This window comes from Spirulina sp. CS-785/01 (genome assembly GCF_028330525.1).
Taxonomy (GTDB): domain Bacteria; phylum Cyanobacteriota; class Cyanobacteriia; order Cyanobacteriales; family Spirulinaceae; genus JAQMSD01.
Window position 1 is genome coordinate 1 of the sequence record NZ_JAQMSD010000084.1, and the last position, 13,714, is coordinate 13,714.

At 42.5% G+C, this 13,714-nt stretch carries 12 protein-coding genes; 10 read left to right on the top strand and 2 right to left on the bottom strand.

Features of this window, described 5'->3' with window-relative positions; all coding sequences use genetic code 11:
• Positions 1-116 precede the first annotated feature (116 nt).
• Complete coding sequence (locus PN462_RS04675; protein ID WP_272126847.1) at positions 117-776, bottom strand: biotin transporter BioY; 660 nt, start codon at positions 774-776, stop codon at positions 117-119.
• A complete protein-coding gene (gene bioB, locus PN462_RS04680) occupies positions 736-1,842 on the bottom strand; it encodes a biotin synthase BioB (protein ID WP_272126849.1) in 1,107 nt (368 codons plus the stop codon). Before bioB ends, PN462_RS04675 begins: the two co-directional genes overlap by 41 nt.
• A gap of 109 nt (positions 1,843-1,951) precedes the next feature.
• On the opposite strand from bioB, the gene PN462_RS04685 reads away from it, so the two are divergent.
• The 10 genes from PN462_RS04685 to ureG all read left to right on the top strand — a co-directional run bounded on the left by PN462_RS04685 (position 1,952) and on the right by ureG (position 13,440).
• Positions 1,952-2,368: a VOC family protein gene (locus PN462_RS04685; protein WP_272126850.1), complete on the top strand. Its 417-nt coding sequence runs from the start codon at positions 1,952-1,954 to the stop codon at positions 2,366-2,368.
• A gap of 53 nt (positions 2,369-2,421) precedes the next feature.
• Positions 2,422-2,982: a peroxiredoxin gene (locus tag PN462_RS04690; RefSeq protein WP_443029060.1), complete on the top strand. Its 561-nt coding sequence runs from the start codon at positions 2,422-2,424 to the stop codon at positions 2,980-2,982.
• Between the two features lie 283 nt (positions 2,983-3,265).
• Complete coding sequence (gene hpsE / locus PN462_RS04695; protein ID WP_272126853.1) at positions 3,266-4,228, top strand: hormogonium polysaccharide biosynthesis glycosyltransferase HpsE; 963 nt, start codon at positions 3,266-3,268, stop codon at positions 4,226-4,228.
• Positions 4,229-4,293: 65 nt separating this feature from the next.
• The gene (locus tag PN462_RS04700; RefSeq protein WP_272126855.1) at positions 4,294-5,106 is read left to right on the top strand and encodes a hypothetical protein; all 813 of its coding nucleotides are present in this window, start codon (positions 4,294-4,296) and stop codon (positions 5,104-5,106) included.
• A gap of 193 nt (positions 5,107-5,299) precedes the next feature.
• Positions 5,300-6,490 carry a CapA family protein gene (locus PN462_RS04705; protein WP_272126856.1) on the top strand — a complete coding sequence of 397 codons (1,191 nt, stop codon included), beginning with the start codon at positions 5,300-5,302 and terminating at the stop codon, positions 6,488-6,490.
• A 117-nt stretch (positions 6,491-6,607) separates the two neighbouring features.
• A complete protein-coding gene (locus tag PN462_RS04710; RefSeq protein WP_272126857.1) occupies positions 6,608-7,639 on the top strand; it encodes a hypothetical protein in 1,032 nt (343 codons plus the stop codon).
• A gap of 67 nt (positions 7,640-7,706) precedes the next feature.
• Entirely contained in the window at positions 7,707-10,436 is a 2,730-nt protein-coding gene (locus PN462_RS04715) for an amino acid adenylation domain-containing protein (RefSeq protein ID WP_272126859.1), read from the top strand.
• Positions 10,437-10,589: 153 nt separating this feature from the next.
• The gene (gene hemE / locus PN462_RS04720) at positions 10,590-11,654 is read left to right on the top strand and encodes a uroporphyrinogen decarboxylase (RefSeq protein WP_272126860.1); all 1,065 of its coding nucleotides are present in this window, start codon (positions 10,590-10,592) and stop codon (positions 11,652-11,654) included.
• A gap of 125 nt (positions 11,655-11,779) precedes the next feature.
• Positions 11,780-12,766, top strand: coding sequence for an NAD-dependent epimerase/dehydratase family protein (locus PN462_RS04725; RefSeq protein ID WP_272126861.1), 987 nt, complete (start codon positions 11,780-11,782; stop codon positions 12,764-12,766).
• Positions 12,767-12,843: 77 nt separating this feature from the next.
• The gene (gene ureG, locus PN462_RS04730; protein ID WP_272126862.1) at positions 12,844-13,440 is read left to right on the top strand and encodes an urease accessory protein UreG; all 597 of its coding nucleotides are present in this window, start codon (positions 12,844-12,846) and stop codon (positions 13,438-13,440) included.
• The last annotated feature ends 274 nt before the right edge of the window (positions 13,441-13,714 follow it).

Here is a 13,714-nt window from a genome sequence, read left to right on the forward strand (position 1 = left end):
ACACAAAGGGGAGTTGATGGTTGATGGTTGATAGTTGATGGTTGGGAAATTGAACCACCAAGACACAAAGGACACAAAGGGGAGTTGATGGTTGATGGGTGAACCAATGTCTCTCTCTAATAAAATAAAATCCGCCGTAGAAAGAAGGCGATGACGGATACAGCACAGACAACTACTAATTGGCCGGGGAGGGGATAGAGGGAATATCTGAGGATGGCATGAATGAGGGCGAGGATGCCATCGCCGATGGGACTAAAGAGGTGTAACCCCATTAAGTAGAGGACTCCAGCACCGTGAATGGTGAATAGTCCGGCAAAACTACTTAATGCGAGGGTTTCTAGTTTGGCGTGGGTGCGGAAGGCGATACGTCCACAGAGCCAGGCCCCTGGTATAAAGCCGAGTAAGTAGCCGAAGGTGGGTTCTTGGATATATTCTAGGCCGCCGCCGTGGGTGAAGATGGGTTGCCAGAATAATCCTAAGATGAGATAGGCCAATTGCGCGATCGCGCCTGCGGTTTCACCCCCCAAACATCCCACCAGCAACACGGCCCCTACTTGGCAAGTCACCATTAAGGGATGCACTTGTAACCCGTCTTCGGACCAATGCCAAGGAACGTTGGTAATGGCTGCCGGAATGAGCGTCCCCCCAATGGTTAAGGCGAGGCCAATAATTGCCCACAGTACCACATAAACCCGAGCGAGACGACGCTTTGAGGGGGGATGAGGACGGCGTGGTTTAGGTTTCGCTTTCGGTTGACGACGGGGTTTGGTACTCACCGGGGATGGGGGCTTCTCCACCTTGCAGTCCTAGGGATTCCAGCATCGCTTGATCTTGTTCTGGGGGTTGGCCCAGGGTGGTCAAGTAATGCCCGATTAGCATAGCATTAATTCCCGCTTTTAAGCCGAGATGTTGCAGTTCTCCCATGACACTTTCGCGGCCTCCGGCATAGCGGAGAATTTGTTGGGGGAGAAGGAGGCGAAAAAGGGCTATGGCTTTTAAGGCATCATAGGGATCGAGTTTGGGGAGGGTATCCAGGGGAGTCCCTTCTCTGGGGTTGAGGAGGTTAATGGGAACGGACTCTACTTCTAAGTCTCGTAGGGAGAGGGCTAGATCGATCCGGTCTTCCCAACTTTCTCCCATGCCGATAATGCCTCCTGTACAGGCTTGAATTCCGGCGGCTTTTAAGTTTTTGACGGTATCTACTCGGTCTTGCCAACTGTGGGTGCTAACAATTTTGTCGTAGAAGGTCTCAGAGGCTTCTAAGTTGTGATTATAGCGGGTTACGCCAGCTTCTTTGAGGGCTTGGGCTTGTTCGGCGGTGACTTCCCCTAATGCACAGCAGGGTTTAATGGCAGTGGTGTCGATGATTTCTCGGACGGTTTCTAACACCTGCTCAAATTCTTGGGACTGGGGGCTATTATATTTAGGGCCTCGACCTTGGGACACGAGGCAAAAGCGTTTGGCCCCTGCTGCTGCTGCGGCTTTGGCTTGGGCGAGAATTTCTTCTTTGGGTTTTAAGCCATAAACGGGGGAATCTTTGCCCGGATGGTGGGCGGACTGGGAACAAAAGCCGCAGTTTTCGGAGCAGTTGCCGGATTTAACGTTGACAATACTACATAGATCGACTTGATTCCCACAACAGGCTTGACGCACCTTATCGGCGGCTTCACACAGTTGGAGAATCTCGGCTTCTCCTTCAATTTGGGTTAATTTGAGGGCTTCGGTTTTGGTGAGATGCTCTCCGGCAATGATGCGATCGCTCAATTGCTCAAGCCACTGTAAATGGAGAGCGTTTCCCGTTGGGGATACACTTGTTGTTTCACGCTGCTCTGTTGCAGACATCAATCCTTGAACCACGTTGCTTGTCTTACACTCCCTATTGTGCGCTTCCGCATTTTATCACTAATCTTAAATTACTGATTACTGATTCCGGTTTACGGTTGACTGTCCTATGCACCATACTTCTATTCGGACGGCGGATATTCATGGAGCGATCGCTTTTTACGAAACTCTAGGCTTTACCGTCGAAGTCCGCTTCACTACAGGATACACTCTGGCCTGTTGGATGACTGGATTGGCCGGGCGTATTGAACTTATCCAAATTCCCGAACCCAAACCCGCCCCCGATGCCTTCGGAGATGAGCATTATGTGGGCTATTATCACTTATCCTTCGATTTGACTGATTTAGCCGAAAATCTTCCCCAATGGCTGGAAACGCTGCATACGCGCTTTCAGGAGGCAAATTTAGACCCCCCCACCATCCTACTCGACCCCACCCAACAAATGATCGGCGATCGCGTTTATGAGGTTGCCTTCATTGCCGACCGAGATGGCCTCCCCATCGAGTTTTTGCGGCGGTTAAAATAATAAACAAATTGGCAACTTTGCCCAATCTTGACCTAACTACTCCCAATTCTGCTATGATCCCTTATTCCCGTCGCACTGTACTGGCTGTCCTGTGTATCCTCTGCTTCACTCTCCTCAGTGGGTTAATTCAAACCGCTCCAGCAGTTGCCCTCGGTGGTCCCCAACCCCCCTTAAATGAACCGGCCCCCTCTTTCACCCTCCCTACCCACACCGGAGACGGGGACATCTCTCTCACCGACTATCGCGGCCAATGGGTGGTTTTATATTTTTATCCCCAAGACTTCACTGCCGGTTGCACCCTAGAAGCGAAACGCTTTCAGCAAGACTTACCCAAATATACGGCTCGCAATACCCAAATTCTCGGAGTGAGTGCTGATGATGTGGACTCCCATAAGGACTTTTGCGACTCAGAGGGGTTAAAATTTCCCCTACTGGCTGATGTCGATGGCACAGTCAGTAAAACCTATGGGTCTTGGATGGGCTATAGTTCCCTCCGTCATACTTATTTAATCGACCCAGAAGGCATTTTACGGGAAATTTATTTAGGGGTTCGCCCTGGGATCCATAGTACCGAAGTTTTAGCCCGTCTGGAGGAATTGCAAGGGGTTGATTAAAGGTTTGGGGAATGGGAGGAGTAAGGTTTACCTACGGTTTACGGTTGGCTAACCTATGCTACAATGAGGGGCAGATTGTTGCATGGGCAAGGGATTCAAGAATCTCTTACAACTCCCAAAAGATTTTACTTTATCAACAAAAAAAATTCAATTGACCACCCAATAGTTTTGTCATCCAAAAGGTTAACTCATTTCTCCCTGTCTTCTCCTCCCTGTCTTTTAGGAGTAAGGCGTTTTCAAGCCAAAATCCACTGATTATTAATTACGGGAATTTTTTATTGATATGGATTTTACCGTTGCGATACGAACTTACAATGGGGAAAAGTATATTGGTAGGCTTTTAGAAAAGGTGCGATCGCAAACCCAAACCGATGGGGTGCAATGGGAAGTGATTGTCGTGGACAACAATAGCACAGATAGCACTGCTGCGATTATTAAAGACTACCAAGCGAACTGGCCGTCCCATTCCACCTTGAACTATTTTTTAGAAACTCAGCAAGGGGCTTCTTTTGCCCGTCGTCGTTGCATTCAAGAAGCCAAAGGAGAATTAATTGGCTTCCTTGATGATGATAATTATCCCGCAGCCGATTGGGTGTATCAAGCCTATAGCTTCAGTCACGACTATCCGAAAGCAGGGGCTTATAGTGGCCAAATTCACGGAGACTACGAAGTTGAACCCCCTCCCCATTTTGAGCGTATTGCTAACTTTATTCCCGTGATTGAGCGTGGGGATAAACCCTTATGTTATACTTCCTATCAATATGCTCGCAAAAAAGTCTATCCACCAGGGGCGGGATTAGTCATTCGTAAGCAAGTCTGGTTGGATAACGTTCCTCAAAAATTAGTGCTACAAGGGCCTGTGGGAAAATCCTTAATGACCAAAGGGGAAGATATTGAAGCCCTTTCCTATATAGCTGCCGCAGGCTGGGAAATTTGGTATAACCCCAAAATGCACATCTATCACTATATTCCGAAAAATCGCTTTGAGCGAGAGTATCTAATTAAGTTTTTTAAAGGGGTGGGTCTAAGTCGTCATCGGACGCGAATGTTAAATTATAAACCTTGGCAAAAACCGCTGATTTTTCCGGCCTATTTTGTCAACGATTTGCGAAAACTGCTCTTACACTTTTGGAAATATCGCGATGTGTTGGAAACCGATGTAGTGGCAGCGGCACAGTTCCAATTTCTTCAGAGTTGTTTAGTGAGTCCCTTTTTTATTTGGAAAAAAATGTATTTGAAAAAATAGAAATTTTGGGACTTGCTTTTAGAAAAAATATTATTGCTTCTTACAAATTTTAGCGCGATCGCCCTATGGATACTCTCTTAAATACCATTGGTCAAACCTTTATTATAGCCTACAAAGAACCAACAGAGGAATTAGAAAACTATCTGAAACAGGAAGGATTTCAATGCACTATCCTTCGGCAAGAAAATAAACCTGAATATCAAGATTTCTCTCCCAGTTTTCGCTGTTTACTGAATCATCGTCAGGCTTGGGAAAAAGCAGCAGAAGATATCCAACCAACTTTAATCCTAGAAGCAGATTTTGTGCCAGTAAAAGAGTTCGGCAAACTCCCGCTACCGTTTGCCAAAGATAATCCCAAAGTAGGACTATCTTGGATTTATAACTGCGCTCCCCAAGTGTACTGGGTTTCTCCAGAAGGGTATGCCGAAGGGTTTTCAACTGCGATGGTAGCTTATATTTTAACCCCTAAAGCTGCCAAACATTTAGTCAAATTAGCCGAGCAAATCCAACAAGAAACCGGTGGTAAAGTATACTCAAGTTGGGATTCTCAAGTTGATGGCTTTTTGCGTTCCTATAACTTAAAAAACTTTATTCCTTTTCGAAATTATGGAGAACATGGAGGAATTCCCAACCCAGAACACCGTCAACACGGTTTGAGTCCAGGTCATCAAGCCGATGTTCTCTGGGGAGATATCGCCTTACAGCCTTTATATGCTCATCAATACAATTTAACCCAAATGCGTTTAAAAGCTCGCTTAAAAGGATTATTTCGCTTATTCAGCCTCCGTTTTTTAAGGAAAGGAACGCTGAAAAAAACCTCAGTTCCTTGGCGGTTAATTAGTTTTACCTTACGTCGTCACTTAACTGCCCGTTTATAGACAGAAAGAAAAATTATTTTTTTATTTTAACATCGAGAAGATATTCTCCAATTGCAAGAGTTACTCAATCGTGATTTGTCACATTGGCTAGAATAGCAAGCAATGATGTCTCACGTTTGTTGGTATTGATGTTACACTGAATAAAGTGACAAAAACCCAAAAGCAACCTTAGTGGAACTAGGAGTCATGGATTATGAATTTATCTTTAATGGGTGATATTTGTTTAATTCAACAGGATACAGTTCTGAATGATATTTACGCAAGTGTAGCTATCGGCAACCTTGAAACAATTGTAGCTGAAGAAGGCAATATTAAAAGAAAAAAAGCTGGCCCTAATATGTCAGGATGTGCTGATAAATTATCGTTACTTAAATCTCATTTTCCCTCTTTATTTTTAACTTTAGCTAATAACCACTCTATGGACTATGGAGAAGATAATTTATTAAACACTATTCAACAATGTGAACAGCTATCTTTTCACTGTATAGGGGCTGGTGCTAATTTGAACACCGCGAAAGCTCCAATCTTTTTTGAAAATGATGGAATTAAGTTTGGCATATTAGCTCGTTGTGAGACTCAATTTGGAATTGCTTCCCAACAAAAAGGAGGGGTTGCTGCTCTAGATGCTTATCTATATCAAGAAATTGAAAAGTTAAAAAAAGAATGTGATATAGTCATTGTTTCGATTCATGCTTCTGCTGAGATGTGTTCTTGGCCGTCTCCAAAATGGCAAGATTTTTTAAGATCATTAATTGATAATGGAGCTAATATTATTCATGGTCATCATTCACATATTCCCCAAGGTTATGAAAAGTATAATGATGGTTGGATTTTTTATGGGTTAGGTAACTTTTTAGTAAAACCATCAATATGGAAAAAATATCCGAATGCTTTATGGTCTATAGTTCCCAACATTACAGTTGAAAATAATACTTTGTCTTGTGATATTAAGACAATTGTTATTGAAGAAAAGAATAATACAGTTCTCGTTAGATTTAGTGATCCAGAAGAACATAAAAAGCATCTTGATTATTTAGAAAAGTGCAATCATCCTTTACAAGATCGTCTCCTTCTTGAAGGGTTATGGCAAGAAGCGTCAGTGAGAATGTATAATCACTGGTATGCTAGTTATTTAGATTTTGGTAGAAGTAAAAGAAAAGCAAAGCTATTAAATATTATTCGTCATTATCTTGGCACAATTAAACGCCAAATCACCAATTCTCCTTCTCAACACAAATTATTGCTTTGGTATCATTTATTTGCGTGTGAAAGTCATCGGGATGTAATTGCTACCGCCTTAGGTGTTTTAAGTGGAGAACTTGAAGATTTAAGAACAGAAAAAAGTCGTTGTTTAGTTGAGCAAATGATGCCTTGGTTCTCTTAATACTAAGAAAGTATATTAATTACGCTAATTGAATACCAGTAACTCTGAAACTTTTTGAACACCGACAATTTTCAGTATTAGAGATAAAAAAACTGTTGTGTAAATTGAGAATTTAAAATGATATTTTATCTGGTCACGCGCAATAACGTTAACGTTATCAATTGGTATCTAGAACAATGGGGTCAACCTTTAGTTTCCCTTATCAGACCCGTTTATTATGATCAAATTACTCGCCAACGAAAACTTCCGAGTGGAACTTATATTTTTTCAGATATTGAACGATTATCTCCTCAAGATGCTGAAAAAGCAGCTTGGATATGGACTCAATTAAGTCAAATTGATAGCGGAGTTAGACTTCTGAATCATCCTTTATGGTCAATGTGTCGATATGAATTATTGAGAACTTTATACAATCAAAACATTAATCAATTCAATATCTATCGTTTAACCGAAGACCCAAAACCGCAACGGTTTCCAGTATTTGTTAGAGGGGAGAATGATCATAGTGGGAATCAAACCGCTTTACTAGAAACGATGGAAGACTTAGACCATGCGATCGCGGAAATAGTCCAACAAGGACAAAATCGCCAAAATAAAGTCATTATCGAGTTTTGCGATACTCGTGATGCTCAAGGACTGTTCAAAAAATATTCAGCCTTTACAATTGGAGAACAGATTATTCCAGTTCATGTCCGTTATCAAAACAATTGGGTAGTCAAAGCACAAACCCTCAACACAGAAGCAAGGGAAGCAGAAAACAAAGATTACGTAACCAACAATCCCCATGAACAGCAATTACGGGAAATCTTTAAAACAGCACGGATACAATATGGACGTATTGACTATAGTTTACTAGATGACCAAATACAAGTTTGGGAGATTAATACAAACCCAACAATTTGTCATTTTTCAAATACCATTGACTCTCACCCCTTAAACAGTATAGTCGCCTCCAACTTGCAAAAAGCCTTTGAAGCAATTAACCTTGCATCCAACCTAACAAACGTAATTTCTAACCATCACCAACCCACTGAACAGGAAGACAATCTAGAATTCGTTTCGGTAGTGAGTCATTGGTTTCAATGGCTACCGAAACAACAGCAAGTTAACTTGAGAAAAACGTTAAGAAAGCTGAAAAGTAAACTTTAATCTCAATCATCAATTTTTTAATTTTTTCAATGTATTCCCTTGATGACTGCTCTCCCATTTTTGAACCATGAACACTTCTAATACTTCCATTTTACCCGATCCCACCTTAAAACTATCCAACGTTTTAGACAAACCCATCATTCAATATTTCTCTGAGCAATCAAAGCGAGTCCCCTCTCAAATTGCCTTAATTGATTCTCGCTATAACTGGAATTATGATGAATTAGAATATTACTCCAATCAACTGGCTTACGAGTTACAAGACAAGGGAATTAACCAAGGAGATATAGTCGCCATTTATGCCAGTCGAAGTGCTGCTTTTATTTGGGCCTTATTAGGAATCCTTAAAGCCGGAGCAGCATTCACCATTTTAGACTCAGCTTACCCTAACTCCCGGTTGCTGGATTGTTTATGGGCTGCTAATCCCAAAGGATTAATTTATCTCACCAATTCAGGTTCATTACCACAACCCCTAGATAATTTTTTTAAAGAAAAAGATTCTAAAATTACCATAGAACTCCCTGATAATCCAGCCCAATTTCAAAATAAAACCGCAACCTCTACAGCATCAGAATCTCAAAACCAACCCCCTAAAATTAATATCCAGCCTCATGATTTAGCCTATATTAGCTTTACCTCTGGATCAACAGGTAAACCAAAAGGAATCGTAGGAATACATAACCCCCTAACTCATTTTGTTAAATGGCAAATTGAGCAATTTAATTTAAAAGAATCCGACCAATTTGTTCTCCTCTCTGGACTCTCTCATGATCCCATCTTACGAGACATTTTCACCCCTTTATGTCTTGGTGCAACCTTGTATATTCCCGATCAAAGTTTTATAGAAACACCAGGCAAACTCGCACGTTGGATGGGTGAAAACGCAATTACCATTGCTCATCTTACCCCCCCCATGGGGATGTTGCTCACCCAGAATCCCTTCACTGAATCGCCGCTTCTAGATAACTTGCGCTATATATTTTGGGGGGGTGATCTCCTAACTCGCCAAGATATTGTGCGGATGAATTCCCTTTGTCCTCAAGTCACGCACGTTAACTTTTATGGTACAACAGAAACCCCCCAAGCAATGGGATATTATATTGTTCCTCAAGACAGTATTGACAATAAAGAAGCGTCCCAAACTTCAGATAAAATTGCAATTGGTCAAGGGATTGAAGGGGTACAGTTACTCATTTTAAATGAGCAAGGGGAATTAGTTAATATTGGCGAACAAGGGGAAATTTGCATACGAACCGCTTATCTCTCTAACGGTTATTTAGATGATCCTGGGTTAACTCAAGAAAAGTTTATTATTAATCCCGCGACTCAACAGGAAGACGATCGGATTTATAAAACCGGGGATTTAGGGTGTTATCGTCCTGATGGAAATGTTGAAATTATTGGGCGGCGTGATAATCAAATTAAACTCCGGGGTTTCCGCATTGAACTCAATGAAATTGAAGTCGCGTTAACTGACCATCCTAAGATTAATAAAGCGTCCGTTTTAGTGCATCAAAACTCCCCTGAAAGTGTGAAAAACCTAGTTGCTTATCTTGCCTCTAACCAGACTGAAACGCTCAACTCTCAGGAAATCCGCACTTTTTTAGGGAAAAAACTCCCCGCGTACATGATTCCTCAATTTTTCGTCTTCTTAGCAAGCCTTCCCTTGACTCCCAATGGTAAAGTGGATCGTCATGCCTTGCAAGAGTTAAAACTTGAACAGCCAGAGACAACAAGCTATAGCCCTCCTCAAGATGAAGTAGAAGCAAAACTAGCTGAAATTTGGCAAAAATGGCTGAATCAAGAGTCGATTAGTATTCACGCGAACTTTTTTGATTTGGGTGGACATTCCTTATTAGCAATCCGTCTTTGTAGTGAAATAGAACAAGTTTTTCAGCGTCCACTGTCAATTTCTATTTTATTTCAATATCCCACCATTCAGCAACTCGCTGCCATTTTGCGGGATGAAAATTATCCCATTGCCTCCTCCTCCTCCATTATCAGCATACAACCCAAAGGGAGTAAACTTCCTCTATTTGGGATTCATACGTTAGGGAAAGGAATGCAATATTATCGTCCCTTAGTTAAATATTTAGGACTAGACCAACCTGTGTATGGACTGGCCTTAGATATGGTTGATGAAGGACAGGGAGGGAGTAAAGGCGTAAAAGAACTTGCCGATATTTATATTAAAGATATGCAAACCCTACAACCCACCGGCCCTTATCATCTGATCGGTGTTTCTTTCGGGGGACGAATCGCCTTTGAAATGGCCCACAAATTACAAGCACAAGGAGAAAAAGTGGCCTTTTTGGGATTATTAGATACCACAGCACGGACTGGGGTGCGACATTTACCCGTCAATCGTCGCGTATCGGGTCACTGGGAGAAATTTCAAGAGGAAGGATTTCGCTATATCATCCGCAAACTGACCAGCAGACTGGGGCGGATACGCTACCGACTGAAATCTCTAAATGCCAAACTCTACAAACGTCTGGGGTTATCCCTGTCCGACGACTTAAAAGAAGTTGCTACCCGTGAACGCAATTTTCAAATTAAAAAACAGCATTTTCCTCAACCTTACACTGGCAAACTGACGTTATTTCGAGCGATGGATCGTAAAGCTGAAGTGGGAACAGAACTTGATCCGCAGTACGGATGGGGAGAGATTGCTGTTGGTGGTTTAGAGATTTATGATGTACCGGGCGACCATTTATTAATGTTGCAAGAACCGAATGTGCAAGTGTTAGCCCAAAAGATTACAGAATGTCTCAATCAAAATTCGCAACAGTCATAAGTAGATCGGTTTTTTCTTGACGGGCGATCGCGTTGATGTTAAAGATCGCCCCTCGACCCGGATTACTCAGTCTGTAGGTTTCCTCACAGAGGGACAAAGAAAATGATAAGCTAACAGATGCACTAAAACTTTTATAGAGAAAACGGAGTTTATATGGCGGGTTCTGCCCAATTACCCTTATTGTTGCGAGTCGCCCAAGGCGAAGACGCGGAACGTCCCCCCGTTTGGATGATGCGCCAAGCTGGACGTTATATGAAAGTGTATCGAGAGTTGCGGGAAAAATACCCCAGTTTCCGGGAAAGATCAGAAAATCCAGATTTGGCCATTGAAATTTCGCTCCAACCGTGGCGGGCCTTTCGACCGGATGGGGTGATTATGTTTTCCGATATTCTCACGCCTCTCCCTGGAATGGGCATTCCCTTTGATATTGTGGAAAGTAAGGGGCCGGTGATTGACCCCCCCATTCGTACCCAGGCCCAAATTGATCAGGTGCATTCCCTGGACCCAGAAGCGGCGTTACCCTTCGTGAAAACCACCTTACAGACCTTACGGCAAGAAGTGGGCAATGAAGCGGCGGTGTTAGGCTTTGTGGGGTCTCCTTGGACGTTGGCCGCTTATGCTATTGAGGGGAAAACCTCGAAAAATTATGCCAATATTAAGCAGATGGCTTTCTCTGAACCCGCCATGCTGCACCAGTTTTTGAGTAAAATTGCCGACGGTATCGCCACCTATGTCCGCTTTCAGATTGACTGTGGGGCGCAAATTGTGCAACTGTTCGATTCTTGGGCTGGGAATCTTAGTCCCCAAGATTACGATACCTTTGCCTTGCCCTATCAGCAACAGATTATCCGGCAGGTGAAAGAAACCCATCCTGATACGCCGTTGATTCTTTATATTAGCGGCAGTGCCGGGATTTTAGAACGGATGGGACAGTCGGGGGTTGATATCGTCAGTGTGGACTGGACCGTGGATATGGCCGACGCAAGACGACGGTTAGGGTCGGAGATGAAGGTGCAAGGTAATATTGATCCAGGAGCGTTGTTTGGGTCGAAGGAGTTTATCCGCGATCGCATCCTCGACACCGTTCGCAAAACAGGCGGGAAAGGCCATATCTTAAACTTAGGCCATGGAATTCTCCCCGGTACACCGGAAGAGAACGCCGCTTATTTCTTTGAAACGGCAAAACAGGTCAATCAATTACTGGCCATCCCTGCTTAACCTCTCAATAGTCAGGGTTCAACAATCTATCATTGGGTTATTGATGAGTTGAGAGGAGTTAAAACAGACGATTTCAAGCCACAATAACCCATGACCTACGAAGGACGACCTGTTCCCAAGAAACAATGACGCAAAAACGTATTTTTATGACTGGTGCAAGTGGCTGCATTGGTCACTATATCGCCGATAAACTGATTAAAGAAACCCAGCACGAACTGTTTTTATTAGTCCGGAATCCAGCTAAAATTAAATTTGCTCCTGAATCCCGTCCCGGCATTCACATTTTACACGCTGATTTTCAGGATATTGAAAAGTTTGAGGACTTATTAAAAACCATTAATATTGTGATTCATACGGCAGCAATTTGGGGAGGAATGCCGGAAGTTTTTGATATTAATGTGGCGAAAACCATTCGTTTATTTAGTTTAGTTGATCAGCAAGTTTGTGAACAAATCTTTTATTTTTCTACTGCAAGTGTTTTAGATTATAATTTACAACCTCTGGAAGCAGCAAAACAAATTGGTACAGATTATATTAAAGCAAAGTATGATTGTTTAACCCAATTACCCCGCCTCGATATTGCCGAGAAAATTACAGTTTTATTCCCGACTTTGGTATTTGGGGGAGATGAAACAAAACCCTATTCTCACATTTCTGCGGGGTTAAAAGATGCGATGAAATGGGTTAGTTTAGCTCGTTTTTTCACAGCAGATGCCAGTTTTCATTTTATTCATGGAGAAGATATTGCGAGGGTGACTTGTTATTTAGTTGATAACCCGCTTCCTTATGATGTTGTCAATGAAGTTGATGATATTTATTTAAAACAGTTAGTGTTAGGGAGTCCCCCGGTTAAAGTCCATGATGCAGTGCGGGAAATTAGCCATTACCGGGGAAAACGGGTTTATTTTCAGATTAATTTATCCCGTTGGTTAGCTAATTTTTTTATTGCTTTATTCCGGATTCAAATGGAATCATGGGATCGGTTTTGTTTAGAGTATCGCCATTTTGTGCATAAAACATGGGTCAATCCCACTACCTTTGGTTTACCGATGTATTGTCCCACGTTATCGGATATTTTAAAAGAACGGGGGGTGCGCGATCGCAGAAAATAGTGGATAGTGGATAATGGATAGTTATAGTTAGAGAATTTACTAATCACCAATTACCAATTACCAATTACCCAAAAACAATGACTGCTTTTCGTGTTGGAATTGCTGGGCCTGTGGGTTCAGGAAAAACCGCTTTACTAGATGCGTTGTGTAAGTCGCTGCGACAACGGTATCAGATTGCCGTTGTCACCAATGACATCTATACTCAAGAGGATGCTCAGTTTTTAGTGCGATCGCAAGCCTTAGAGAGTGAGCGAATTAGGGGAGTCGAGACAGGAGGATGTCCCCACACGGCCATCCGCGAAGATGCCTCTCTCAACCTGACGGCCATCGACTCCCTCGAAGCACAATTTAACCCCCTCGACTTCGTATTCCTCGAAAGTGGAGGAGATAATTTAGCGGCCACCTTTAGTCCCGAATTAGTCGATTTAACCCTTTATGTCATTGATGTCTCCGCAGGAGATAAAATTCCCCGCAAAGGTGGCCCCGGTATCACCAAATCTGATTTACTGGTCATTAATAAAATTGACTTAGCCCCCTATGTTGGCGCAGATTTAAGCATCATGGAACGGGATGCAAAGAAAATGCGAGGAGAGAAACCCTTTCTCTTTACCAACTTAAAAACTCAACAAGGATTAGACCAGATTTTGGCCTTTATTGAACGTCAGAAGGTTTAATAATCAGTAAACAGTAAGCAGTAAACAGTAAACAGTAAACAGTAATCAGTTTATTCGTTCGTAGCAAGCCCTAAGCGAGCTTCTTTCACTCCTCACACTGTAAAATTAGAGTATAGTCATTCAACCCGTTTTTAACGGGTTTAAGCTATTAGCCTTGGGTTTAAACCCAAGGCTTAGGGGAATCACTGTAAAATTAGAGTATAGGGTTTAAACCCAAGGCTTAGGGGAATCACTGTAAAATTAGAGTATAGGGTTTAAACCCAAGGCTTAGGGG

What these genes read in the sequence shown, in the direction of transcription:
- hemE (WP_272126860.1), top strand. Translation starts at nt 10,590, where the DNA reads ATGGCGGGTTCTGCCCAATTACCCTTATTGTTGCGAGTCGCCCAAGGC.
- PN462_RS04705 (WP_272126856.1), top strand. Translation starts at nt 5,300, where the DNA reads ATGAATTTATCTTTAATGGGTGATATTTGTTTAATTCAACAGGATACA.
- PN462_RS04685 (WP_272126850.1), top strand. Translation starts at nt 1,952, where the DNA reads ATGCACCATACTTCTATTCGGACGGCGGATATTCATGGAGCGATCGCT.
- PN462_RS04690 (WP_443029060.1), top strand. Translation starts at nt 2,422, where the DNA reads ATGATCCCTTATTCCCGTCGCACTGTACTGGCTGTCCTGTGTATCCTC.
- hpsE (WP_272126853.1), top strand. Translation starts at nt 3,266, where the DNA reads ATGGATTTTACCGTTGCGATACGAACTTACAATGGGGAAAAGTATATT.
- bioB (WP_272126849.1), bottom strand. Translation starts at nt 1,842, where the DNA reads ATGTCTGCAACAGAGCAGCGTGAAACAACAAGTGTATCCCCAACGGGA.
- PN462_RS04715 (WP_272126859.1), top strand. Translation starts at nt 7,707, where the DNA reads ATGAACACTTCTAATACTTCCATTTTACCCGATCCCACCTTAAAACTA.
- PN462_RS04710 (WP_272126857.1), top strand. Translation starts at nt 6,608, where the DNA reads ATGATATTTTATCTGGTCACGCGCAATAACGTTAACGTTATCAATTGG.
- PN462_RS04725 (WP_272126861.1), top strand. Translation starts at nt 11,780, where the DNA reads ATGACGCAAAAACGTATTTTTATGACTGGTGCAAGTGGCTGCATTGGT.
- PN462_RS04700 (WP_272126855.1), top strand. Translation starts at nt 4,294, where the DNA reads ATGGATACTCTCTTAAATACCATTGGTCAAACCTTTATTATAGCCTAC.
- ureG (WP_272126862.1), top strand. Translation starts at nt 12,844, where the DNA reads ATGACTGCTTTTCGTGTTGGAATTGCTGGGCCTGTGGGTTCAGGAAAA.